Raw genomic sequence first — 22916 nt, 5'->3', positions numbered from 1 at the left:
TCAGCTCCGGGAATGCGTGGATGCGGCGGCCGTGCCGGGCACGTCCCCGGGGTCGTCGACGGCGGACAGCGGGCGGGMCGGCGTGTGGGCCGACGTACGCGCCGGGTGGGKACTCTCTTCGGCGTCGTCGTCGCCTTCATGCATGACCGGCCCCTTGCGCACCAGCCGCATCATGTAGGCGATGCCCACGCCGAACACGAAGAAGTAGGCCACGACGAACAAGGCCAGCGTCAGCGCCAGCTCCGGCGCGCCGTGCGGCGAGACGGCATCGGCGGTGCGCATCACGCCGTAGACCACCCAGGGCTGGCGCCCGATCTCGGTGGTGAACCAGCCTGCCAGGAGGGCCACCAGCCCGGCCGGTCCCATCCACAGCGCCATGCGCAGGAAGGCGCGCGCGCGGTAGAGAGCTTCGCCACGGCGCAGCAGCAGGCTCCACAGCCCGAGCAGGATCATCAGCATGCCCAGCCCCACCATCACGCGKAAGCTCCAGAACAAAATGGTGGCATTGGGCCGGTCCTGCGGCGGGAATTCCTTMAGGCCGGCGATCTGGCCGTCCAGGCTGTGCGTCAGGATCAGGCTGCCCAGGCGCGGGACCTCCACCGCGAAGCGGGTCTCCTCGCGCGCCATGTCGGGCCAGCCGAACACGATCAACGGCAGCGGTTCGTCGCCACGGTTCTCCCAGTGGCCTTCCAGCGCGGCGATCTTGGCAGGCTGATGCGCCAGCGTGTTGATGCCGTGCATGTCGCCGATCACGGCCTGCACKGGTGCCACCACCAGCAGCATCCACATCGCCATCGACATCATCTTGCGTATCGCCGGGTTATCGCGGCCGCGCAGCAGGTGCCAGGCCGCGGAGGCGCCGACGAACAGCGCCGTGGCGAKGAATGCCGCCACGCTCATATGCGCCAGCCGGTAGGGGAAGGACGGGTTGAAGATCACGCGCAGCCAGTCCACCGGCACCACGCGGCCGTCGATGATCTCGTAGCCCTGCGGCGTCTGCATCCAGCTGTTCGAGGCCAGGATCCAGGTCGCCGAGATCAGCGTGCCGAGCGCCACCATCAGGGTGGCGAAGAAGTGCAGGCCGGGGCCGACCTTCTTCCAGCCGAACAGCATCACGCCGAGGAAGCCGGCTTCGAGGAAGAACGCGGTCAGCACCTCGTAGGTGAGCAGCGGGCCGGTCACGCTGCCGGCGAAGTCCGAGAAGAAGCTCCAGTTGGTGCCGAACTGGTACGCCATCACCAGGCCGGACACCACGCCCATGCCGAAATTGACCGCGAAGATCTTGGACCAGAAGTGATAGAGGTCGCGATACACCGGATCCTTCGTGCGCAGCCAGCAGCCCTCCAGCACCGCCAGGTAGCTCGCCATGCCGATGGTGATGGCGGGAAAGATGATGTGGAACGAGATGGTGAACCCGAACTGGATGCGGGCGAGGTCGAGCGCGCTCAGGCCGAACATGGCGTGGTCTCCGTGATGCGGTGGTTGCCCGGGGTGGCTGGTCCATCGCACCCGGTAACGCGTAGGGATAGCGTAGACCACGCCGGGAGCGCGTTGAAGGACGCTTGTGCGTGGCGGCGGCCAGCGCCGGGAGATGGCCCCTGGTACGGCAGGGCGGAAGCGAGCGGGGAGCCTGCCCGKGCGGGCAGGCCTGAAGCGGGGATGTCCATGTGCGAAAGCCATGAGTTGGGCTCGCAACCGGGGCGCGGAGCGCGCCCGGCGCATGCCATGGACAACATGCTACCGGCAGGCCGGCGTGGATAACAGAAGCAACGACTTGAAAAAAGACCGTATCAGTTTGCTGCGCTCAAAGTGGTGCTGGCCGCGCACCGCCGAGCACGGCGTGTTCGGCGGCCCGCGCCTGGCACGCCTCCAGCAGCTGTACGGGAGAGATCTCCTTGCTGCCGATCATGCGGCGCAGCGCCACGGCGGCCTGCGCTGGCAAGCCGTCGTTCCGGGTCATGGTGGATGGGGTTGTGACTGAAGCCCGCGTGGCTAGCGGCTCAGCCCGCGCGCGGCCACCGGCCACAGGCAGGCGACCGTGCCGCCGCGCACGCCGATCATCTCGTCGTACAGGTTGAGGGTGGGATCGCAGTGGCCGGGCACCAGCAGCACCTGGCTGCCCAGTGCCGGCAGCACCGGCGCCGAGCGCGCGCCCGGCGCGGGCAGCGCTTCCACGATGCCGTGCTCGTCGTTGGCCGCCACATAGGCCAGCGCAAAGTCTTGCCCGTCGCTGCCCCATATCAGCGGCAGCCCGGAATCGACCGCCATCGATTTCAGCCCGGCATCCACCACCACGCGGGGGGTAGCCGGCGCGGGCGCCGCGGCGGCCGTCACGCTCATCACGCTGCTGGCGATAAACAGGCTGTGCTCGAAGCGCAGCGGCCCGCAGTAGTTGTTACGGGCATAGTCGCCGTCCATGAAGATGTACGAGCCGGGCTGGATCTCGGTATAGACGCCGCTGTGCAGGTCGAACTCCACGCTGCCGCTGCCGCCGCCGGTGACCGTGGCGCAGGTCACGCCGGCTTCGGCCAGCGCCGCGACCACGGCCGCGGTGCGCCTGGCGGCATCGGCCGCGGCCTGGCGGCGCGCGGCGTAGTCACGCACATGCTGGATGCCGCCGTGATAAGCCTGCAGGCCACGGAATTCCAGCTGCGCGTGCKCGCCGATCGCCTGCGCCAGTTGCAGCGCGGCGGGCGCGCCGGACACGCCGCAGCGGCCCTGGCCCACGTCGATCTCCACGAATACGCCGATGGTGCTGCCGGCCTGTGCCGCGGCGGCGGCCAGCGCCTGCACCTGGCGGGCGTCGTCCACGCACACGCTCATGCGCGCATGCACGGCCAGCTGCGCCAGCAGCGCGGCCTTGGCGGGCCCGGCGATCTGGTTGCTGACATGGATGTCCCTGACTCCCGCCTGCACGAAGGGCAGCGCCTCGCTGACCTTCTGGCAGCAGATGCCRACCGCGCCGCGCGCGATCTGCGCCAGTGCGATCTGCGGGCATTTGTGCGCCTTGGCATGCGGGCGCAGCTGCACGCCCGCCTGGTCGGCGGCCTGCTGCATGTGCGCCACGTTGCGCTCGAATGCGTCCAGGTCGAGCACCAGCGCGGGCGTGTCGATGGCGGTCATCGGCTGCCCGGCCACGGCGGCCGGCGCGAGCTGCAGGGCGGCCAGGGCCGAAGGCATCTGCGGGGATGGCGAAGCGGAAGCGGTAGTTGTCATGGAAGGCCTGTCTGGTGTCGTTCGGTTGGCATGGCGCCGCCGGCGGGCGGCCGTGCCTGCGATGATGTGGCGCGCGGGCGGGCGCTGTCAAACCAGCGTGCCGCCGCGCCGGTCACCGCGCCCGCCTCGACACTTGGCGCCATCAGTCGGCCTGGATATTGGCGCGCTGCGCAATGGCCCGCATGCGCGGCAGCTCCTTCGTGATCAGCGCGGTCACTTCGGCCGCATTGCCGTAGGCAGGCTCGAACCCGTTGTCGAGCAGCTTCTTGCGGGTGTCCGGGTCGGCCATGGTATCGGCCAGCGCCTTTTCCAGGCGTGCCTTGACCTCGGGCGGCAGTCCGCGTGGCGCCACCACCGCCAGCCAGGTGTCCATGTCGGTGGCGGGGAAGCCGCTTTCCGCCACGGTCGGCACTTCGGGCAGCAGGCTGGAGCGCTTCGCGGTGGTGATGGCGATGGCCTTGACCTTGCCCGCGCGGATCTGCGGCACCGCGGCCGCCACGGTGTCCACTGAGAACGGGATCTGCCCGCCGATCAGGTCGGTCATGGCGGGCGAGCTGCCGCGGTACGGCACGTGCAGCATCTTGATGCCCAGGTCGTTGAGCAGCATCTCGCCGGCGAACTGCGCCGTGGTGCCGCTGCCGAAGGAGCCATACGAGAACTTGCCCGGCGCGGCCTTGACCGCTGCCGCCAGTTGCTTGAGGTTGTTGACCGGTACGTCGCGGTTGGCCAGCAGGATCAGCCCGGTGCGCCCTGTCAGCCCGATCGGCTCGAAGCTCTTGAGCGGATCGTAGGGCAGCTTGGGATGGATGGCCGGGTTGACCGTAAACGTGGTGCCGGAACTCACCAGCAGCGTGTAGCCGTCGGGCGCGGCCTTGGCGACGATGCCGGCGCCGACGATGGTGCCGGCGCCCGGCCGGTTGTCGATCACCACGGTCTGGCCCAGCCGGTCGCCCAGCTTCTTGGCCAGCAGGCGGCCGATCACGTCGGTGGCGCCGCCCGGCGGGAAGGGGATCACCATCTGGATCGGACGCGAAGGGTAGGTATCGGCCAGCGCGCTGCCGGCGGGGACCGCCAGGCAGCAGGCGGCCAGCCATGCAAGCTTGATGGGTTGGAAGGATGTCATGCTGGCTCTCCTGCGGGTCGGGGTTGTCGTGGATCGGAACAGAATCAGCGCGCCTGGCGCGCCAGCGCGGCAGCCTTGTCGAGGAAGGCCTGGTATTCGGCCTGCGGCACGAACAGCCCGCCGGTGGTCCACACCAGGTGCATGGCTTGCGGCATGACGGCGTCCAGCTGGTGCCGGGCCAGGTAAGCGCGCCCGGCTTCGCTTTCGCACAGCATGCGCGGCCCGCTGAAGCCGGCCGCGGCGGAGGGCTCGATGCGCACGCCTTCGCTGCGCCATGCCAGCGCGAGGTGCCGGAACAGCGTGTCGTCCGCCACCGTGAAGACGCCGGACAGCAGCGGCCGCATCACGCCGGCCGCGAGTTCGGAGGCGCGCGGCACGGCCAGGCCGTCAGCCTCGGTGAGGTTGGTGAGGCCGGCATCGTAGACCGAGGGGTTACCGTCCTGCGCCGCCATCTGCACCAGGAAGCAGGGCGATTGCGTGGGCTCGGCGAAGAAGCAATGCACATGCGGGCCAAGCAGCTGGCGCAGGCCGAAGGTGATGCCGGCCGGCGCGCCGCCCACGCCGCACGGCRGGTAGACGAAGAGCGGGTGCGCGGCATCCACGAGGATGTCCCGCGCGGCCAGTTGCTMGCGCAGGTGCAGCGCCGCGGCGCCGTAGCCCAGCAGCAGCGACAGCGAACGCTCATCGTCGACGAAGTAGGTGAACGGGTCATGCTGCGCCTGGCGACGGCCGGCGGCCACGGCTTCTTCGTAGTCGCCGGCATGCTCCACCACTTCCACGCCGCGGCTGCGCAGGCGCGCCTTCTTCCATGCCTTGGCGTCGGCCGACATATGCACGGCGGCGCGAAAACCCAGCGCCGAGGCCATCACGCCGATGCTCAGTCCGAGGTTGCCGGTGGAGCCGACCGCGACCTGGTAGCGCCMGAACAGCGCGCGCGCCGCCGGCGCGCCCAGCGCCAGGTAATCCGGGGGTGCGTCGCGGCCGGGGCCGACCAGGCCGTGTTCCAGGGCCAGCGTCTCGGCAAATTCGAGCACTTCGTGAATGCCGCCGCGCGCCTTGATCGAGCCGGCCACCGGCAGGCTGTGATCGGCCTTGATCCAAAGGCGGCCCAGTTCGTGCGGCAATCCCAGGGCTTGCTGCATGCCGGGGGCCGCCAGCAGCGGCGATTCGATGGTGCCGCCGGTCCGCGCCAGCTCTGGGAACAGCGTGGCCAGCAACGGCGCAAAGCGGCGCAAGCGTGCCTGTGCCGCCCTGATATCAGCTAGACTAATGCTGCGCTCGCCTGCGGGCTGCGCCGCCGGTGGCGCGTCGGTGCGGCCGGGATTGCACCACAGCAGGGGTGTGGCGGTGCTCAGGCCGGCGAGGCCCGCATCGGAGAACAGTGKTTGGGGTGCGGCTGCGGATGCATGCATGGAGGTGGGTGCCTGCTGCGTTTCGGAATGGCTTCATTGTTGGTCCCGGCCGGCGCCGTGACAATCCATTTATATTTAGCCAGGCATYAGTATTACTAATGGCGATGCGATCTGTTCCCCATGCGGGTGCATGTCGTCGGTCCGGTGCGCCGGGCGCGCCGCTTTACCGTGAGTCCGTCCCGTGAGCACTCTGCTGTCGTCTTCCGTCTTGAGCTGGCTGCGCTGCTTCGAAGCCTCCGCGCGACATTGCAACTTCACCCATGCCGCCGCCGAGCTCTGCGTCACGCAGGGCGCCGTCAGCCAGCAGGTCAAGCAACTCGAGCAATGGCTGGACCGGCCGCTTTTCCTGCGCACGCCGCGCGCGCTGGTGCTCACGCCCGAGGGCGACCGGCTGCGCTTCGTGCTGCGCGAATCCTTCCAGGCCATCGAGGGCACGCTCACGCAGCTGCGCAAGCCGCGCGAGTCCGGTCCCATCGCGCTGAGCTGCGCGCCGTCGTTCGCGATGCGCTGGCTGACCCCGCGCCTGGGCGATTTCTTCCGCGATCATCCGCAGGTGGGCCTGCGCGTCTATGGCGAGTTCCACGCGCTGGACCGCGGCCGCATGGTGCGCGACGGCATCGACGCCGCGGTGCGCTTCGACCTGGGCGGCTACGACGACCTCAAGGCCCGCCTGTTCCTCGATGAATGGCTGCTGCCGGTGGCCAGCCCCGCCTTCGTGGCCGCGCATCCCGAACTGCGCGCCCCGCGCGACCTCAAGGGCGCGTGGCTGCTGCACGACACCAGCCCCTGGGACGGCGCGCAGCCGTTCGACGAGTGGCTGCACTGGCTGCGCATGGCCGGGGCCGAGGTGACGGGCCTGGACGCGGGGCAGCGCTTCAACCTGTCCCAGCTCGCGGTGGGGGCGGCACTGGCGGGGCAGGGCATCGCCATGGGCCGCTCGGCGCTGGTGCTGGAGGATATCGAGGCCGGGCGGCTGGTCGACCTGTTCGGCATCCATGCCCGCTCGCAGGCGTCCTACTTCTTTGTCAGCGCGCACGGCCAGACGCCACATATCGCCATGGTGGAAGACTGGCTGGCGGCCGAGGGTGCGCGCTTCGATACCGCGCGGGCCAAGGTGCTCGATATCCGGGCGCGCCGCCCGCCCGGCGGCCCCGGGGCACGGCGGCGCGCCTGATGCGCTGCGGCATGCACAGCCACGGATGACAAGCGGGCCGATTATCGGCATAGTTTGCGGCTTTCGCGCGATGCGCGCAGCGCACATGCGGCGACGCGGCAAGCCAGGCCGCCGCCGCTATCCTGGGTTCAGATGGACTTTCCTCTCGTGATCGTGGCGCTGGGCGCCGTCGTGGCCGGCTWCGTGCAGGGCTTGTCCGGTTTTGCCTTCGGCATGGTGGCCATGTCGTTCTGGGTGTGGACGGTCGAGCCGCGCCTGGCGGCGGCCATGGCGGTGTTCGGCTCGCTCACCGGGCAGGTKGTGGCGGCCATCACGGTGCGGCGCAGCTTCTCGCTCCGCCAGCTGCTGCCCTTCGTGGCCGGCGGTATTGTCGGCATTCCCATCGGGGTGGCCATCCTGCCGGTGCTCAATGCMAATGTCTTCAAGGCCTGCCTGGGCGCCTTGCTGGCGGTGTGGTGCCCGCTCATGCTGATGTCCGCGCAGTTGCCGCGCATCCGCTTCGGCGGACGGCTGGCCGATGGCCTGATCGGCGCCGCCGGCGGCATCATGGGCGGCATCGGCGGTTTCACCGGCGTGATTCCCACCCTGTGGTGCACGCTGCGCGGACTGCCCAAGGACGAGCAGCGCGCCATCATCCAGAATTTCAACCTGGCCACGCTGGCGGTGACGATGGCGACCTACGTCGGCACCGGCATCGTCACGCGCGACATGCTGCCGATGTTCCTGGTGGTGGGGCCGGCCATGCTGGTGCCCAGCATCCTGGGCGCGCGCCTGTATATCGGCATCAGCGAGATCGCTTTCCGTCGCATCGTGCTGAGCCTGCTGACGGCCTCGGGCGTGGCGCTGCTGGCGGCCTCGTTGCCCAGGCTGCTCGGAGCCATGCACTAAGCCGTAGCCGCTCAGGTCGCTCAGGTGTGGAAGGGCTCATCGTTGCCGCTGCGCTCGAATTCCGCGATCACCTGCGCGCCAAGCAATAGCAGCGTGGCGGCGATCTCCAGGCTGAGCAGCACCACGATGGCCGTGGCCAGCGAGCCGTACACCACGCTGACCTGCGACAGCGTGGTGAAGTACCACACCAGCACGTGGCGCGAGATCTCCCACAGCGCCGCCGCGGTCACGGCGCCGAGCAGCGCATGCCGCAATGACAGGCGGCCCACCGGCATCACCAGGTAGATCGAGGTCAGCATCAGGATCTCGCCCGCCAGGCCGAGCAGGTACAGCAGGCTGCCCGAGAGGCGGTCCAGCGACCAGTCGTGCCCCAGTACCTCCACATGCCGCTGGCCGAAGGCCTGCAGGGAGCCCGACACCACCGTCACCAGCAGCAGGCCGAGGCTGAGCACGACGATATAGCAGTAGGGCAGCACCGCGGACACCATGAAGTGGCGGCGGCGGATTGCCACGCGGTGCTCGAAGATCACCGACATGGCGTTCTCCAGCACCGTKAACGCCAGCGAACTGAAGAAGATCATGCTCGCCAGCAGCACCCAGCCGATCACGCCGCGGTTGTCCAGGAAGTTCGCCAGCTCGGCGATCAGCGCGCGCGATTGCCCGGGCACCAGCCATTCCAGGTAGCGCGACAAGGTGCGCAGCAATGCCTGCGGCTCGATCACGTGGGACAGCGCGATCACCATCAGGATCAGCAGCGGCACGATCGACAGGAGGGCGTAGTAAGCCACCGCGCCGGCCAGCAGCAAGCCCTGGTTGGCGCGGAAATGCCGCAGCGTGCGCAGCATGAAGGCGCCCGGGTGCTTCAGTACCAGCCGGGCGCGCGCATCGAGGATGGGCATGGCGAAGGGGCTGTGATTGTTCGGGCCGCAAAAAGTGCGGAAGCGGCGCGGCGCAGGCATGCGGCGGCGGGCGCGCCTGGCCCGGCGCAAAGCGCCGCCTTGCCCTTGAAGTTCCAGTCAATGTTCAATGTGGTGCATGACGCGTACAAGGGCAAGACGAGCTTGTCCTACATGGGCGGGCGGCATTCTCCGACAGCAATGGGGACCGGCGGGGCTATGCTGGGAAGAAKGCTCCAGCCATCAGCCCAAGCCCAGCCCCAGTCATCAGCCCCTCCCATCGCCACCACGCCTGTCGCCATGCCCTTTTCCMTGCCTTCGCTCAGCCATCTCCGCCTCAGGCAGCGGCAATCGGCGGCCCAATCGGCGGCCCAATCGGCGGCCGATGCCAATGCCGCGGCCGCCGCCGCMGCTGCGCCTGGCGAGGCCACCGCCACCGCGCCAGCGGCGCAGGCAGCCGGGGCGGCGCAAGCCGTCGGCCTGCCTGACAGCGGCAATGCACCGCCCGAGGCGCCGGCAGCCACACCCGCAGAGACGCTCGCCGGGCCGGCCGCCGCTCCCGTGGCTGCAGGTGGCCGCGGCGAACAGGCCCTCGTCATCCTGGCCGTGCTTGCATCGCTCTATACGCTTCATCTTGCCAGCGCTTTCGTGATMCCGGTGGTGCTGGCGATCGTGATCGCCTATATGCTCGATCCGCTGGTTACCTTCCTGTTCCGCCGCCGCATCCCGCGGGTGATCGGCGCATCGCTTGTGCTGCTGGCCATGCTTTCCGGCGTGGTGTGCTGCGCCTACCTGCTGCAGGACCAGGCAGCAGGGCTGGTGGACCGCCTGCCGGAGGTGGCCACCAAGCTTTCGCGTTCGCTAGGCGCGCTGCTCAGCGGCGACGACTCCATGGTGCAGAAGGTCCGCCGCGCGGCCACGGTGCTGGCGGGCACCGGGCAGCCGCMGCCGGCCCGCACGCCGCASGTCGTCGTGGAGCGCTCGGGCGACGCCATGACGAATATGCTGGTGGCCGGATCGATGGGCATCCTCGCCTTGTTGGCACAGGCTGCGGTGGTGCTGTTCCTGGCCTTCTTCATGCTGGTMTCGGGCGATATGTTCAAGCGCAAGTTCGTCAAGATGGCCGGTACCACGCTCTCGCAGAAGAAGATCAGCGTGCATATGCTCGACGAGATCAACCGCCAGATCCAGGGCTATATGGTGATGCTGCTGGTCGCCAATGCCATGGTGGGCATGCTGACGTGGCTGTTGCTGAAGTGGCTGCACCTCGATAACGCCGGCACCTGGGCATTGACCGCGGCGGCGCTGCACCTGGTGCCGTATTTCGGCGCGGCGCTGATCGCGGTGTGCATCGGGCTGGCCGCCTTCATGCAGACCGGCGGTGCCTTCGGCCTGGCCGCGCTGGCGGCCGGCGGCTCGCTGCTGATCGCCACGCTGATCGGCTCGGTGGTCACTACCTGGATGACGGGCCGCATGGCGAAGATGAATGCAGTGGCGGTGTTCGTGGCGCTGCTGCTCTTTACCTGGCTATGGGGTGCCTGGGGCGTGCTGCTGGCCATTCCCATCGCGGTGATCGCCAAGGTGGTGGCCGATCATGTGGAAGGCATGGAGGTGCTGGCCGAATTCCTGGGCGAGTGAGCGCGGCCGGGGCTGTCTCAAGCGGGGGCCGCGAACTGCGTCACCAGCGCCGCCGCCGCCGGCGAAAGCGCCTGCGGCTCGCACGCTAGCAAGCGCAGCGTGCCTTCTCCTGCCAGGATCAGTTCAGCCGCTTGCGCGCCGAAGCGCAACACGCCTTMGGCGAAGACGCGCTCGTGAGGCAGCGCCGCGCCTTCGTCTTCGCGCATCGATACGAACCGCAGCGGCCGCACGCACATGGGCTGGCTTTCGCCGTCCAGCCACAGCCATTGGTATTTGCGCGCGCGCGGCGCCTCGGCGGGCAGGCCAAGGCGCTTGATCTCGAGCACGGTGCCCGCGGCGGCGCTGAACGCGAACAGGATCCGGTAGTCAGGTGCGGCAGGCGATGCCGGTGGGGTTTGCGTCATGGCTTGCCGTACAGGGTGCCGCGAAGGGAGCGCAATTCTACCGGACCTGGCCGCCACGCACGGTGCATGCCGCGCATATCGTTAGGCGAACACGCGCTGCCGGAAGGCGCCAAGGTCGGCATCCAGAACGATCCCTCCAATGGCAACCGCGCTGCTGCGCCATGGGTGAAGCCGCTGGTGACGGCGTACCAGTCGCAGGAGGTGCGCGACTTCCTGGCCAGGCAGTTCAAGGGTGCCATCCTGCCCGCGTTCTGACGCGCGGCCGGCGCTGGCGTGCCTTCACGCGCCCAGCGCTTCCTCCACGAACAGCAGTCGGTCGTTGCCCCAGAACAGTTMGTCGCCGACGACAAAGCTCGGCACACCGAACAGGCCGCGCGCCACTGCCGCCTCGGTGGCCTGCTTKAGGGCGTCCTTGACGACGGGGTCCTCGATCATCTTCAAGGCCTCGCGCGGGTCGAGGCCGGCCGCCGCCAGCGCCGCGCCGATCTCGGCGGGATCGTTGAGGTTGCGCTGCTGCTCCCACATGGCGGCGAACATGGCCTCCACATAGCGGTGGAAGGCGGCTTCGTCGCGCAGCTGGTAGCCCTTCGCGGCGCGCATCAGCGCCAGCGTGTTGATCGGGAAATGCGGATTCTGCTGCAGGTTGGCGCCGTAGCGCTTCGACCAGCGCGCGGTATCGGTGTTTGACCAGCGGCCCTTGGCGGGAATCTCCGCGGGACTGTGGTTGCCGGTGGCCTTGAACACACCGCCGAGCAGGATGGGCTGCCAGTCGATCCGCGCGCCGGTGCGCTGCGCCACGCGCGGCAGCTCCTTGTAGGCCAGGTAAGAGTAGGGGCTGCCGAAATCGAAATAGAAGGTGACCTGCTTGCTCATCTGTTGTCTCCGTTCATGGTTTTCCTGGCGGACATTCTCTTGCGCCGATGCTCACCAGGTCTCCATCCACGGGCGGATGTCCAGTTCGTGGGTCCAGGCGTCGCGCGGCTGCTKGTGCAGCATCCAGTAGGTATCGGCGATGTGCTCGGGATTGACGATGCCGTCGTTGTCCTTGGCCGCATAGCGGTCGGGGAAGTTCGAGCGGATAAAGTCGGTGTCGATGGCGGCGTCCACCACCAGGTGCGCCACGTGGATATTCTTCGGGCCAAGTTCGCGCGCCATGCTCTGCGCCAGTGCGCGCAGCGCATGCTTGGCGCCGGCGAAGGCGCTCATGCCGTCGCGCCCGCGCAGGCTGGCCGTGGCGCCGGTGAAGAAGATCGAGCCGTGGCCGCGCGGCAGCATCACGCGGGCGGCCTCGCGTCCCATCAGGAAGCCGCCGAAGCAGGCCATCTCCCAGACCTTGAAGTACACGCGCKAGGTGGTCTCCAGGATGGAGAAGCGCACGTTGGCGCCGATATTGAAGATCGCCACCTCCAGCGGCGCGATCTCGCGCTCGATGCGCTMGATCAGCGCCACGGTGTCTTCTTCCTTGCGCGCGTCGCAGGCAAAGCCGTGCGCCTCGCCGCCCTCGGCGCGGATCTGCTCCACCAGCGGCGCAAGCTTGTCGGCATTGCGGCGCGTGACGCAGGCGATATAGCCTTCGCGCGCAAAGCGGCGCGCAATGGCGCCGCCCGTAGCGTCGCCCGCACCCACCACCAGAACGGCTTTCTTGTTGGTCATTGCATTGTCTCCAGTCTGCGATATTGCGCCCGGGCAGGACCCCGGGCGGTTTTTTTCGTCGCTGCGCGGTGCGCCGCCTTGCTGTGGCGGCRAATCTGCCCTAAGCTGAACGATCGTTTAGTAAGCGAACTTTATGGTACGAATGCGGCCGGCGTCAAGCCTTGGCACCATACCCCGCCCCCCCAGGAACAGCACTGCGTGATTCCGCAATCCACAAAGCCGCCACGCGCGAGCGTGTGATAGCAGCCAGCGGCGCGCTAGCCAGGCGCGGGGGCTTCGCCACCACGGGCGTGGATCCGCTCATGGGAGCCGCCGGGCTGACCGGCGGCGTCCGGCTGGCTGGATGCGCTATTGCGGCGCAGCCGCACGACGGCCAGCGGCTCGTCCGACAGGAGCAGCCGCAGGCCGGCGGCAGCCACGTCCACGCGCAGTGTTTCTCCCCCATGCCAGCGGCACGGCGATACTKCCGCGCTCGCCCGTGCGCAGCGTCTGCCCGTGCCCTGGCGGCAAGGCTGTCGCGGATCGTCTGCGACGGGTGCCAGAGCCTGCCGTGCCCGGTGGAGAACCCGTCGCGGACCGCGATCAAGGCCGTTGCAAGTGCCGACGCGCGCACCACGAAGCCGGAAGCCGCCACTGGGCACGTCCGGGACCAGCCGGGCAGCGCGMGGCACGACAGCAGCATTGATGCCACGTCGGCCTCCCATGCGCGTTTTTCCGTGCATTTGCMGGTATTTGCATGCCATTGGCAGCGGCGCCGGCCGCGGTCCCGAGGATCGCATGGGCCCGCGCGGGGACCATGTTCGGCGTCGCACCGACGCATCGTCCGGGCGGGGGACGCGCTGGCCGCTTCGCCTGCCGGGATGGCGCGGGTTGCCCTCCGGGCGGGAAGCKGGCCTGGGGATCCCGGCGCGGTCCGCGACACCACATTCCAGCGCGGGGTCGATGCCTATCGCACCGATAAACAACATCAAAGGAAAACCTGCGTGCGATATCCCATACTGGTAGCAAAGAGGTTCGCGATACCGTGACAACCTGCCGTTTCCAAGGCGGGTTCTAGCGCCACAGCGAGCCAGGGTGCCGCAGGCGACACAGGCGACCCGGTCGATCCGGCCACGCCAGCGTCAGGCATGCGCACTCATCGACGAACTCCATACCAACAGAGCCACATCATGTCCTTCACCCTCAAGGTCAACCTGGCACACGACATCTTTCCCAACGAACTCGACGCGCGCGTGGCCGACATGCGCCAGCTTGCCCAGGACGTCAGCAAGGAGCTTGCCCGCAGCCAGCAGCGGCGCGAGCGCGAGCGCMGCGAACCCGACCMGAGCGACCCGCATACGCGCCACTAGCTGGGTACCCGCGCGCTGCGTGCCCGTTCCTGCACCGCGCGGCGCAGGGCCGGCAGCACMTMGCCTTCGAGCCCGGACACAGCGGGGCCCTGCGCCCACACTTCGTGGTCCACGACGGCGGCGAAGAACGGCGTGCCATAGGCGTTCTGGATGATCGCGTGGCCGTCGCGCGTCTCGGTGGCAACCCACTTGAGGTGGTCAGGCAGCAGGCCGGCGGTGACGACGGCCTTGCCGCTKCCCAGGCTCAGCTTCACATAGTCGATTTCCCGGAACTCCGGAAACGACTTCGCCATCTTGTCCATGCGCCCGAAGTATTCCGCTTCATAGCCTCGGCATGGCGGGCAACTGGCCTGCCCGAGGTAGAGCAGGGTGATGCGGGATTCGGCGGTGGCGTGGAAGGGCGCTGCCTCGCCTGGTTGCGCGCTGGCACCGGCCATCCGGCCGGCGATCAGGACCGCGGGGGCGGCAATCAGCAGGGTTCGGCGGTCCATGGCTGGCTCCTCCGGGGCACTCGACAAGCAGAGTATCGGCCGCCATGCGCCGCCGCGCATCCCCGGAATGGGGGATGCAGGGATGCGCGCAAGCTGCCGCGCTAGCGGTGGAAGCCGTGGAAGCCGTGGAAGCCGCCCATGCGCCGCCCGCCGCCGCGCGCGCCGAAGCTGGCGCCGKGGTTGCCCGCGCCGCCGCCCCACTGGCGAGCAGTCTGGCCAAAGCGCTGCTGTCCCAGGTCGCGCGCCTGGCGTTGTTGCTCCAGCTGGCCGCCGACGTTGGCATTGGCATCGGGCTGCACCGGCTCCCAGCCGCCCGAGGTGTGCTTTTGCCAGCCGCCGTCCTGGGTGTGCTGGTAGATGTTGCCGTCATGTCCGGCGTAGACGTCGCCGTTGTTCCAGGCCACGCCGTTGCCCTGGCCGCGGTTGACCACGAAGCCCTTGCTGCCGGCTTCGCGCTGGCCGGTCTGGGTATTGCCGGCCACGCCGAACTCGGCCGCGCCGGCGCGCCCGGTCTGCGCGTTGTAGCCGGCCACCTGGCGCCCGCCCGCGTAGTTGCCGGTGTATTCATTGCCGGCGATGCCGCCGCGCCCGGCGCCGGCGCTGCCCGTGGACGGGTTGTAGAACGAGCCCTGGCGCCCGGCCGCGGCATTGCCGCTGTACGGGTTGAAGGCGGCGCCCGCGCTGCCCTGGAAGCGGGCGCCGGTGGCCGGGTTGTAGCCGGCGCCTGCGGTGCCGCGCCATTGCGTGCCGGTCCAGGCGTCCCAGCCCGAGGCATGGGTCACCGTGCCTTGTCCCCAGCGTCCGTAGAAGTTGGCCTGGTTCACGTTGACGTAGTTCCAGTTGTAGCCCCCGCCCCACCAGTACGGTCCCCAGTAGGGTGACGCCGCGCCCCAGAACGCCCCTGCMGCGAAGCCGAAGGCGAAGCCCTCCGCGGCGCCGAGCGCAAAGCCCGCGCCGTAGCCGTAGGTGGGCGGATAGCCGTAGTAGACCGAGCCCACATAGGCCGGATAGACATAGCCCGTGCCGTACACCACGGTGCCGTCGGCGCTGATCACCACACCCATGTAGCCGGGCGTGTAGCCCACTACCACGGTATCGGGCGCGACCGAATAGATGCGGACATAGGTGACGTAATGCAGCGGCGAGCTGGCCGGGATGGTGTAGATCGCGCCGGGCACCTCGGTGGCGACACGCCAGGGGCCGGTCGGGCCGGCGGCGGTGAACCAGACCCCGTTGGCCACTGCGTAGAAGTGCTCTGCGTCGGTCTGGATCACGGGCGTGGCGGCGTTGACGGCGTAGTTCAGCGAGGTGCCCTCGATCGGCGCGAAGCGCGGCGAGCCGTCGAAGCCGACCGTCAGCGTGGCCTTGGCGCGCGCTACCGCCGCTGTCTGCGGAATGGTGGCCGCGATCTGCGCCTCGCGTGCCTGCGGCGTGCCCGGCACGGAAACCAGCACGTTGGCCCTGGGATCCTGGGGCGAGATGCGCGCGAAGTCCGCGGGCAATGCACTGCCCGGCACGAACTGCCACGGCCCGTCGACACCCGGCGCGGCGAACCAGCGCCCCGAGACCAGCACGTAGTAGCGGTTGCTGGCGGGGTCGACGAACACCGCGCGGTCGGTGTTGCTCACGGTCAGCAGGCTGACGCCGGCCACCGGCAACAACTTGGGCGCGCCATCGGTGACGATCAGCTCGGTGGGGCCTGTCGCCACCAGGATGGCGGGCGGGGCGGCGGGACGCCTGCCGTCGGCCGGCAGCATCGGATCGGCCTTGGCGCCGGCCTGGGCCTTGCCAGCGGCGGTGACCAGCGCCTGCGGCGGGCTGGCGATCATCTGCCACGGCCCGCCGAGCGCGGCGGCGCCGTACCAGTAGCMGGCCGCCTGCAGGTAGAGTTGGCCGGCACTGTCGCGCAGCAGCAGGGCGCGGCTGTTGAGGGCATGCTGGTAGCGCGTGCCGCCGGCCTCGCGCCAGGCCGGCTCGCCATCGACCAGCACCAGCAGCGTGGGCACGGGCGCGAAGACGATGCGCGGCGCGTCGTTCTTCACCGCCACGCCGGAGGCCCTGGCGACTTCCTGCGAGGCCGCGTAGCTGGCCTGCAGTTCATCGAGCGGCACCGTGAGCCCGGCCGGCGGCAGGCGCGCCAGCAGCGCCTGCCGCACCTGGCCGGCCGCCTCGGGATTGGTCGGCACGTCGACGCTGTCCACCTGGATCGCGCGCATCTGCACCAGGCCGGATGCCTTGTCGATATCGGCATGCGCGGAGAAGCGCACCACGCCGTAGGTCGGCGTGCCGTTCTTCGCCCCCACCGCCACCGCGGCGCGGCCGKAGAKGCKGTCGCCGTCCCATTGCTCGATCTGCGGCTGGTACATCTCGATATGCTGGCTGGCCGCGTCGAAGTTGCGCGGCCAGGTCAGCGGCGCGGCTGTCCGGGGCGGATTGGCCGCCTGTGCCGGCGGCATGCCCAGCGCCAGGCAGGCGGCAATCAGCAGCAGGCGCAGGCGCGCGGTGGCCGGCGTGGCGGCGGTGGCTGGCATGGTGCGGCTCCTTGTCGGCAAATCCAGCAGGCTGGCCGGCAGCGGGCGATAGTCCCAGCCTGGCCGGGCGCGGCAAGCGCCGCCCGGCCACCCATGGCGCGGGCATTGCCCCTGCCTGGGTCAGACGGCCCGGAGCGCTTCGTCGATCCGGGCGCGCGTGGCGCGCGGTGGCGTGGCGCCTATTCGTTGCTCACCTTGCGCKATTTCCAGCGGCCGTCGCTCTGCTTGCAGAACCAGCCGGTCCAGTTGTCTTCCAGGCCATCGCGCTTGAGCTGGGTGCGCAGCAGGCGGCAGGACTGGCCCTGGTCGGTCTTGGAGCGCAGCGGCGTGAGCGAGCCTTCGATGGCGCGGCGGCCGCTCGTGGCGGGATAGTTCCAGGGCACCACGGCGCCGTCGGCGCCGGTGTTGAGGATCTCGCCCACGCTCTTGGCGAGTGCGGCGGATTCCTTCTGGCTCATCTTGCCGATCACCGTGGCATTGACGAATGTGTCGAAGTAGGCGAGCGCGGGCGCGGCCGGGGCCAGCAGGGCGGCACATGCCAGCGAAGTTCGGAACAACTGGCGCGGTGTCATGGATGCAGTCCTTTTGTCGTGGGTGGTTCGATGGATCGAAGGGCGCGGGACGCGTCCGGATACAGACGGCGCGAAGCCCGCACGCGTGCGGAGTCCCGCGCTCGTCACGTTTTCATCGCGTCCTGCTACCTTATGCCATCCGCATGCCGGTGCGCGCCCGAGTGAAAACTTTCACATCCAGTACAAAAAGCGACATAACCACGCCGAAAGATTTCAGTACCCGGCACGACAGGCGATATGCCATGCTGCTCGCCAGTGCCTGATACGGCGCCGGCCCGATTTGCGTCCGTGCGTCCTGACGAGAGAGCGGCAAATGAGCGCAAGAGAGGCAATGGCGGCGCTGCAGCGCCATGTCGAGGGGGCCATCAAGGGGCAGGGCGAGGTGATCCGCCAGATCGTGATCGGCCTGCTGGCCAACGGCCACCTGCTGCTGGAGAGCGTGCCCGGCCTGGCCAAGACGCGCATGGTCAAGAGCGTGGCGGCCAGCCTGGACGCGCAGATGCGCCGCATCCAGTTCACCCCGGACCTGCTGCCGGCCGATATCACCGGCGCCGACGTGCTCTACCAGGAAGGCGGGCGCAACAGCTTCCGCTTCCAGCCGGGCCCGGTGTTCGGCAACCTCGTGCTGGCCGACGAGATCAACCGCGCCCCGGCCAAGGTGCAGTCCGCCTTGCTCGAAGCCATGGAGGAGCGCCAGGTCTCGGTGGGCGGCACCACGCATCCGATGCCCCCGCTGTTCATGGTGCTGGCCACGCAGAACCCGATCGAGCAGGAGGGCACCTATCCGTTGCCCGAGGCGCAGATGGACCGATTCCTGATGAAGGTGCTGATCACCTATCCTGCCGCCGACGATGAGCGCGAGGTGCTGCGCCTGGTGYGCGCGGAGGAGCGTGGCGAGGGGCCGGCCCCGGCCGATGCGCCCGCGGGCGAGAATCCGCCGCCACGGCGCGTGCCACAGGCCGCGATCTTCGCGGCGCGCGCGGAAATCAGCGCCATTCACGTGGCCGACGCGATCGACCGCTACATCGTCGACCTGGTCAACGCCAGCCGCGCGCCGGCCCGCTATGACGAGGCGCTGGCCAAATGGATCGCGCTGGGCGCCAGCCCGCGCGGCGGCATCGCGCTGGACCGCGCCGCGCGCGCCCATGCCTGGCTCGAAGGACGCGATCATGTCACGCCAGACGATGTGCGCGCGATGGCGCTGCCCACCCTGCGCCACCGGCTGATCCTGTCCTACGACGCCAACGCSGACGGAGTGGATGCCGATGCGGTGGTGCGCAAGCTGGTGCAAAGCGTGGCCGTGCCGGCCTAGCAACGGGGAACCCAGGTGGCCACGGAGGCGGCGCGCACGGCAGCGGAGATCGGCACGGTGTGGGTGGATGTCGCGCACCTGGCGCGGCTCGAGCACGCCGTGCGCGATCTGGGCTTCACCATGCGCCAGCCGCACGCCAGCGTGCTGGCGGGCAAGCACGGCTCGCGCATCCGCGGGCGCGGGCTGAATTTCGAGGAATTGCGCGGCTACCGGCAGGGCGACGATATCCGCCATCTCGACTGGCGCGCCTCGCTGCGCGCCGGGCGCGCGCTGGTGCGCGCCTACACCGAAGAGCGGGACCTGCCGGTGCTGCTGGTGGTGGACCAGCGCATGCCGATGTTCTTCGGCTCGCGGCGCGCCATGAAATCCGTGCTGGCGGCGGAGTTCGCCGCGTTGTGCGCGTGGATGGCACTGCAGGCCGGCGACCGCGTGGGCGCCGTGGTCTTCAACGACAGCGACACCACGCTGGTGCGCCCGCTGCGCAGCCGCGCGCGCGTGCAGGCCGTGCTGGGCGCGGTGGCCGGCATGAACCAGGCGCTGCATGCCGGCAGCACGGCGCGGCCCGTCTATGGCCAGCTCGACCGCGCGCTGGAGCGCGCGCTGCAGGTGGCGGCGCATGACCACCTGGTTTGCGTGGTAAGCGATTTCGCCGGGGCCGGGCAACGCACGCAGGATCTGCTGCGCCAGCTGTCCAGCCACAACAGCGTGATCGCCGCGCTGGTGTTCGACCCGATGTTCCAGGCCGTACCGCACCACACCGGGCGCATGGTGGTGACGGAGGGCGAGTTGCAGGTMGAGCTGGACATGGGCGCCAGGACCGTGCGCGAKCCGATCGAATCCTTCTTCACCGGCCGCCTGCACGAGGTCACCGCGCTGCTCAAGCGCAGTGGCGTGCCGATGATGGCAATCGATACCGAGGGCGAGGCGCTGGCCCAGTTGCGCCACCTGCTGGGACGCCTGGCCCCGCGCGGCAAGGCGCCGCGGCCATGAGCGCACGGCGCGCACGGCCATGGCAGAGCTGATCCGCGCCAGCGTTGCCGGCAGCCCCGGCGCCGCGCCTGCCGATGCCACGCTGTCCGCGCTGCAGGAGATCCCCACGCCCGCGCCGGTCTCATGGTTGCCGCAGACCTGGGGCTGGGCGGTGCTGGCCGCGCTCCTGCTGACGGTGCTGGCGCTGCTGGCGTGGCGCGTGTACCGTCGCCGCCAGGCCAGTCGCTACCGGCGCGAAGCGCTGGCCGAGCTGGCGCGGATCGAAGCCATGCTGGCCGACGAGCACAGCCGCGCCGGCGCGCTGGCGGCGCTGCCGGCGCTGGTCAAGCGCGTGGTGCTGGCGTTCGCGCCGCGCGCGCAGGTGGCCAGCCTGTCGGCACAGGCGTGGCTGGCGTACCTGGACGGCACCTGGCGCGCGGGCAGCTTCACCAGCGGGCCGGGGCGCCTGCTGCCGGAACTGGCCTACGGCAGCCAGCCGCCCGCGGCCGCCGAGGTGACGGCGCTGGTGGCGCTGCTGCGCGACTGGATCGGACAGCATCATGCTCGCCTTTGAACATCCCTGGGCGGCCTTGCTGCTGCCGTTGCCGCTGCTGGTCTGGCTGTTGCTGCCGGCGTACCGGGAGACCATGCCCGCGGTGCGCGTGCCGTTCTTCGAGGAAATGGCCGAGCGCAGCGGCCAGCGTCCCGCCCACGGCGCGGTGGTGATGCGCGGCAACTGGGCCCGGCGGCTGCTGGCGCCGCTGTGCTGGGTGCTGCTGGTGGCCGCGCTGGCCAGGCCGGTGTGGGTGGATCCGCCCATCGAGCGCGACGAGCCCGCGCGCGACCTGATGCTCGCCATCGATCTCTCGCAGTCGATGGAGGCACGCGATTTTACCGGGGCGGACGGCCGCGCCGTGGACCGCCTCACCGCCGTCAAGCAGGTGGTGCGCGGGTTTATCGCGCGCCGCAAGCAGGACCGCATCGGCCTGGTGGTGTTCGGCGTMGCCGCCTTCCCGCAGGCGCCGCTGACGATGGACCATKACAGCGTGCTGGCCTTGCTCKATGAAACGCAGATCGGCATGGCCGGCCCGCAGACCGCCATCGGCGACGCCATCGGCGTGGCGGTGCGCATGACCGAGGCGTCGCCGGCGCAGGAAAAGGTGCTGATCCTGCTGACCGACGGCAACGACACCGCCAGCAAGGTGCCGCCGGCGCAGGCCGCGCAGGTGGCCAGGGACCGTGGCCTGGTGATCCATACCATCGGTATCGGCSACCTCAATGCCAKCGGCGAGAACAAGGTGGACCTGGCTGCGCTGCAGGCCATCTCGGCGCGCACCGGCGGGCAGAGCTTCCGTGGCGAGKACCTGGCCGGCCTGGAGGCGATCTACGCTACGCTGGACCGCATCACGCCGGTCAAGGTCAGGCGCCAGTCGCACCAGCCCAAGCGCGACCTTTTCTGCTACCCGCTGGGCGCGGTCGGCATCTTGCTGCTGCTGTACCACGCGGTCATGCTGCTGCTGACTGCCGCGCGGCGGCCGCGCGGCCAGCCKCCGCCGGAGCCGGGCGCGGCCGCAACACGCGCAGGGGGGCGCTGATGGACCTGTCGGCCTTTCACTTCCTGCGCCCGCCGTGGCTGCTGCTGGTGCCCGCGGCCGCGCTCATCGCCTTCGCCTGGCACCGGCTCTCGGACCCGCGCCGCCGCTGGCAAGGCGTGATCGCCCCGCATCTGCTGGCGCGGCTGATCGTGGACAGCGGCGGCGGCCCGCGCCTGCGGCCGGTGCATGKCGCCTGCGCGGCGCTGGCGCTGATCGGCATTGCCGCGGCCGGGCCGGCCTGGGAGCGCGAGCCACCGCCGTTTGCCGAGGACAAGGCGCCGATGGTGATCGCCATCGACCTCTCGCGCAGCATGGACGCGGTGGACGTGGCGCCCACCCGGCTGGAGCGCGCCAAGCAGAAGGTGCGCGACCTGATGGTGCTGCGCGCCGGCTCGCGCACCGGCCTGGTCGTGTATGCCGGCAGCGCGCACATGGTGGTGCCGCCCACCGACGATCCGGTCTTCATGGCGCTGTTCCTGGACGCGCTCGACACCGGCATGGTGCCCGGCGCGGGCAAGAACGCGGCGGCGGCGCTGACGCTGGCGGATGGCCTGCTCAGGCGCGAGTCGGCCGCCGGTACCGTGCTCCTGATCACCGACGGATTCKAGCGCGCGCAGATTCYAGCCTTCGCCGCGCAGGCGCGGGCGGGCCAGATCCAGGTGCTGGCGCTGGCGGCCGGCACCGAGGGCGGCGGGCCCATCCGCACCCCCGATGGCCGCGTGGCCACCGACCCGCAGGGCAGGCCGCTGCGGGGCACGCTGGACCTTGCCGCACTCAAGGCACTGTCTGCCGATGCGGATATTCCGCTGGCCAGCCTGACGCTGGACGACGACGACATACGCTGGGTGCAGCGCCGCGCCGTGCGCAATATGGAAGCCGCGCAGGAGAAGAACGCGCAAGTGCGCTGGAAGGAAGCCGGCTATCTCATCACMGTGCCCATCGTCGTGCTGGGTGCATTGTGGTTCCGCCGCGGCTGGGTGGTACGCTGGCTGCCGCTGTGGCTTGCGACGCTCGCGGGCCTGCTGGCGCAGGCGCCGCGTCCGGCAATGGCCGCGGATTCCCGCCCGGCCGGCGCCACCACCAGCGCCACCACCAGCGCCACCACCAGCGCCATCGCCAGCGCCTTCTTCACGCCGGACCAGCAGGGCCGCCGGCGCTTCGAGCGCGGCGACTTCGCCGGCGCCGCCGCCCGTTTCCAGGACCCCATGTGGCGCGGCTGGGCCAGCTACCGCGCGGGCGACTATGCGGCAGCGCTGACCGCCTTCGCGAGCCTGGACACGCCGGACGCTTTCTTCATGATGGGCAATTGCTACGCGCGCCTGCGCGACTACCCGCGCGCGCTTGCCGCCTACGACAACGCGCTGGCGGCTCGCCCCGGCTTCGCGCAGGCCGTGGCCAACCGCGCGCTGGTGGCGGCGCTGATCGCCCGGGAGAAGAACGACAAGGATGACCAGGAACAGGCGCCCGACCTGCCGCCGGACAAGGTCGAGTTCGAGAACAAGGAGCAGGGCGGCAAGAAGGGCAAGCTGGACATGAGCCGGCTGCAGCAACAGAACGCGGAGCTGTGGATGCGCAACCTGCAGGTATCGCCGGCGGATTTCCTGCGGCAGAAGTTCCAGATCGAAGCGCGGCAGCCGGCGCCCGTGCCGCCGGCGGCGGCCCCGGCGTCCGGCGCGCGCGGAGCGGCGCCATA

23 protein-coding genes are annotated in these 22916 nt (G+C 69.9%); 10 read left to right on the top strand and 13 right to left on the bottom strand.

Annotation, left to right across the window (positions count from 1 at the left end):
* The 5 genes from AC1DKV_RS30990 to AC1DKV_RS30970 all read right to left on the bottom strand — a co-directional run bounded on the left by AC1DKV_RS30990 (position 1) and on the right by AC1DKV_RS30970 (position 5751).
* On the bottom strand, positions 1 to 1458 hold the full coding sequence (locus AC1DKV_RS30990) for a cytochrome ubiquinol oxidase subunit I (protein WP_477138768.1): 1458 nt from the start codon (positions 1456 to 1458) through the stop codon (positions 1 to 3).
* Positions 1459 to 1804: 346 nt separating this feature from the next.
* Positions 1805 to 1960, bottom strand: coding sequence for a hypothetical protein (locus AC1DKV_RS30985; RefSeq protein WP_441619288.1), 156 nt, complete (start codon positions 1958 to 1960; stop codon positions 1805 to 1807).
* Between the two features lie 32 nt (positions 1961 to 1992).
* Entirely contained in the window at positions 1993 to 3216 is a 1224-nt protein-coding gene (locus AC1DKV_RS30980) for a DSD1 family PLP-dependent enzyme (RefSeq protein WP_477138767.1), read from the bottom strand.
* Positions 3217 to 3358: 142 nt separating this feature from the next.
* Positions 3359 to 4339: a Bug family tripartite tricarboxylate transporter substrate binding protein gene (locus AC1DKV_RS30975; RefSeq protein ID WP_441619219.1), complete on the bottom strand. Its 981-nt coding sequence runs from the start codon at positions 4337 to 4339 to the stop codon at positions 3359 to 3361.
* A gap of 44 nt (positions 4340 to 4383) precedes the next feature.
* Complete coding sequence (locus AC1DKV_RS30970) at positions 4384 to 5751, bottom strand: D-serine ammonia-lyase (protein ID WP_477138766.1); 1368 nt, start codon at positions 5749 to 5751, stop codon at positions 4384 to 4386.
* Between the two features lie 181 nt (positions 5752 to 5932).
* Here AC1DKV_RS30970 and AC1DKV_RS30965 point away from each other — a divergent pair, with 181 nt between their 5' ends.
* Both AC1DKV_RS30965 and AC1DKV_RS30960 read left to right on the top strand, forming a co-directional pair.
* A complete protein-coding gene (locus AC1DKV_RS30965; RefSeq protein WP_441619223.1) occupies positions 5933 to 6925 on the top strand; it encodes a LysR substrate-binding domain-containing protein in 993 nt (330 codons plus the stop codon).
* A gap of 132 nt (positions 6926 to 7057) precedes the next feature.
* Positions 7058 to 7813: a sulfite exporter TauE/SafE family protein gene (locus AC1DKV_RS30960; RefSeq protein ID WP_477138765.1), complete on the top strand. Its 756-nt coding sequence runs from the start codon at positions 7058 to 7060 to the stop codon at positions 7811 to 7813.
* Positions 7814 to 7833: 20 nt separating this feature from the next.
* On the opposite strand, the gene AC1DKV_RS30955 is transcribed toward AC1DKV_RS30960, so the two are convergent.
* Positions 7834 to 8712 (bottom strand): YihY/virulence factor BrkB family protein, encoded by an 879-nt coding sequence (locus AC1DKV_RS30955; protein ID WP_477138764.1) that lies wholly within the window; start codon positions 8710 to 8712, stop codon positions 7834 to 7836.
* A 297-nt stretch (positions 8713 to 9009) separates the two neighbouring features.
* On the opposite strand from AC1DKV_RS30955, the gene AC1DKV_RS30950 reads away from it, so the two are divergent.
* The gene (locus tag AC1DKV_RS30950; protein WP_477138763.1) at positions 9010 to 10347 is read left to right on the top strand and encodes an AI-2E family transporter; all 1338 of its coding nucleotides are present in this window, start codon (positions 9010 to 9012) and stop codon (positions 10345 to 10347) included.
* Positions 10348 to 10364: 17 nt separating this feature from the next.
* On the opposite strand, the gene AC1DKV_RS30945 is transcribed toward AC1DKV_RS30950, so the two are convergent.
* Positions 10365 to 10751 carry a hypothetical protein gene (locus AC1DKV_RS30945; protein WP_477138762.1) on the bottom strand — a complete coding sequence of 129 codons (387 nt, stop codon included), beginning with the start codon at positions 10749 to 10751 and terminating at the stop codon, positions 10365 to 10367.
* A 66-nt stretch (positions 10752 to 10817) separates the two neighbouring features.
* On the opposite strand from AC1DKV_RS30945, the gene AC1DKV_RS30940 reads away from it, so the two are divergent.
* On the top strand, positions 10818 to 11006 hold the full coding sequence (locus tag AC1DKV_RS30940) for a hypothetical protein (protein WP_441619233.1): 189 nt from the start codon (positions 10818 to 10820) through the stop codon (positions 11004 to 11006).
* Between the two features lie 24 nt (positions 11007 to 11030).
* On the opposite strand, the gene AC1DKV_RS30935 is transcribed toward AC1DKV_RS30940, so the two are convergent.
* The 3 genes from AC1DKV_RS30935 to AC1DKV_RS30925 form a co-directional block, all read right to left on the bottom strand.
* Positions 11031 to 11624, bottom strand: coding sequence for a 2-hydroxychromene-2-carboxylate isomerase (locus tag AC1DKV_RS30935; RefSeq protein WP_477138761.1), 594 nt, complete (start codon positions 11622 to 11624; stop codon positions 11031 to 11033).
* A gap of 51 nt (positions 11625 to 11675) precedes the next feature.
* A complete protein-coding gene (locus AC1DKV_RS30930; protein WP_477138760.1) occupies positions 11676 to 12404 on the bottom strand; it encodes an SDR family oxidoreductase in 729 nt (242 codons plus the stop codon).
* A gap of 257 nt (positions 12405 to 12661) precedes the next feature.
* Positions 12662 to 12829 (bottom strand): hypothetical protein, encoded by a 168-nt coding sequence (locus AC1DKV_RS30925; protein ID WP_477138759.1) that lies wholly within the window; start codon positions 12827 to 12829, stop codon positions 12662 to 12664.
* 744 nt (positions 12830 to 13573) lie between these two features.
* On the opposite strand from AC1DKV_RS30925, the gene AC1DKV_RS30920 reads away from it, so the two are divergent.
* On the top strand, positions 13574 to 13753 hold the full coding sequence (locus AC1DKV_RS30920; protein WP_477138758.1) for a hypothetical protein: 180 nt from the start codon (positions 13574 to 13576) through the stop codon (positions 13751 to 13753).
* Here the strand turns inward: AC1DKV_RS30920 and AC1DKV_RS30915 are convergent.
* The 3 genes from AC1DKV_RS30915 to AC1DKV_RS30905 form a co-directional block, all read right to left on the bottom strand.
* Positions 13750 to 14244 (bottom strand): hypothetical protein, encoded by a 495-nt coding sequence (locus AC1DKV_RS30915; RefSeq protein ID WP_477138757.1) that lies wholly within the window; start codon positions 14242 to 14244, stop codon positions 13750 to 13752. The genes AC1DKV_RS30920 and AC1DKV_RS30915 overlap by 4 nt on opposite strands.
* A 101-nt stretch (positions 14245 to 14345) precedes the next feature.
* On the bottom strand, positions 14346 to 16775 hold the full coding sequence (locus AC1DKV_RS30910; RefSeq protein ID WP_477138756.1) for a carbohydrate-binding family V/XII: 2430 nt from the start codon (positions 16773 to 16775) through the stop codon (positions 14346 to 14348).
* A 179-nt stretch (positions 16776 to 16954) separates the two neighbouring features.
* Positions 16955 to 17347, bottom strand: a complete 393-nt coding sequence (locus AC1DKV_RS30905; protein WP_477138755.1) for a hypothetical protein — start codon at positions 17345 to 17347, stop codon at positions 16955 to 16957.
* Between the two features lie 313 nt (positions 17348 to 17660).
* On the opposite strand from AC1DKV_RS30905, the gene AC1DKV_RS30900 reads away from it, so the two are divergent.
* From AC1DKV_RS30900 to AC1DKV_RS30880, 5 genes are all read left to right on the top strand, one after another.
* Positions 17661 to 18659 (top strand): AAA family ATPase, encoded by a 999-nt coding sequence (locus AC1DKV_RS30900; protein ID WP_477138754.1) that lies wholly within the window; start codon positions 17661 to 17663, stop codon positions 18657 to 18659.
* A 48-nt stretch (positions 18660 to 18707) separates the two neighbouring features.
* Positions 18708 to 19649: a DUF58 domain-containing protein gene (locus AC1DKV_RS30895; RefSeq protein ID WP_477138780.1), complete on the top strand. Its 942-nt coding sequence runs from the start codon at positions 18708 to 18710 to the stop codon at positions 19647 to 19649.
* A gap of 19 nt (positions 19650 to 19668) precedes the next feature.
* Positions 19669 to 20202, top strand: coding sequence for a DUF4381 domain-containing protein (locus tag AC1DKV_RS30890; protein ID WP_441619249.1), 534 nt, complete (start codon positions 19669 to 19671; stop codon positions 20200 to 20202).
* Positions 20189 to 21223 carry a vWA domain-containing protein gene (locus AC1DKV_RS30885; RefSeq protein ID WP_477138753.1) on the top strand — a complete coding sequence of 345 codons (1035 nt, stop codon included), beginning with the start codon at positions 20189 to 20191 and terminating at the stop codon, positions 21221 to 21223. Before AC1DKV_RS30890 ends, AC1DKV_RS30885 begins: the two co-directional genes overlap by 14 nt.
* The coding region (locus AC1DKV_RS30880; protein WP_477138752.1) for a vWA domain-containing protein at positions 21223 to 22916 on the top strand (1694 nt) is incomplete at its 3' end. The genes AC1DKV_RS30885 and AC1DKV_RS30880, both read left to right, overlap by 1 nt.

The sequence above is a fragment of the Cupriavidus sp. 05T41 genome (assembly GCF_056396525.1).
The sequence above is the reverse complement of the archived record's forward strand: the minus strand, read 5'-3'. Positions and strand labels throughout refer to the sequence as shown.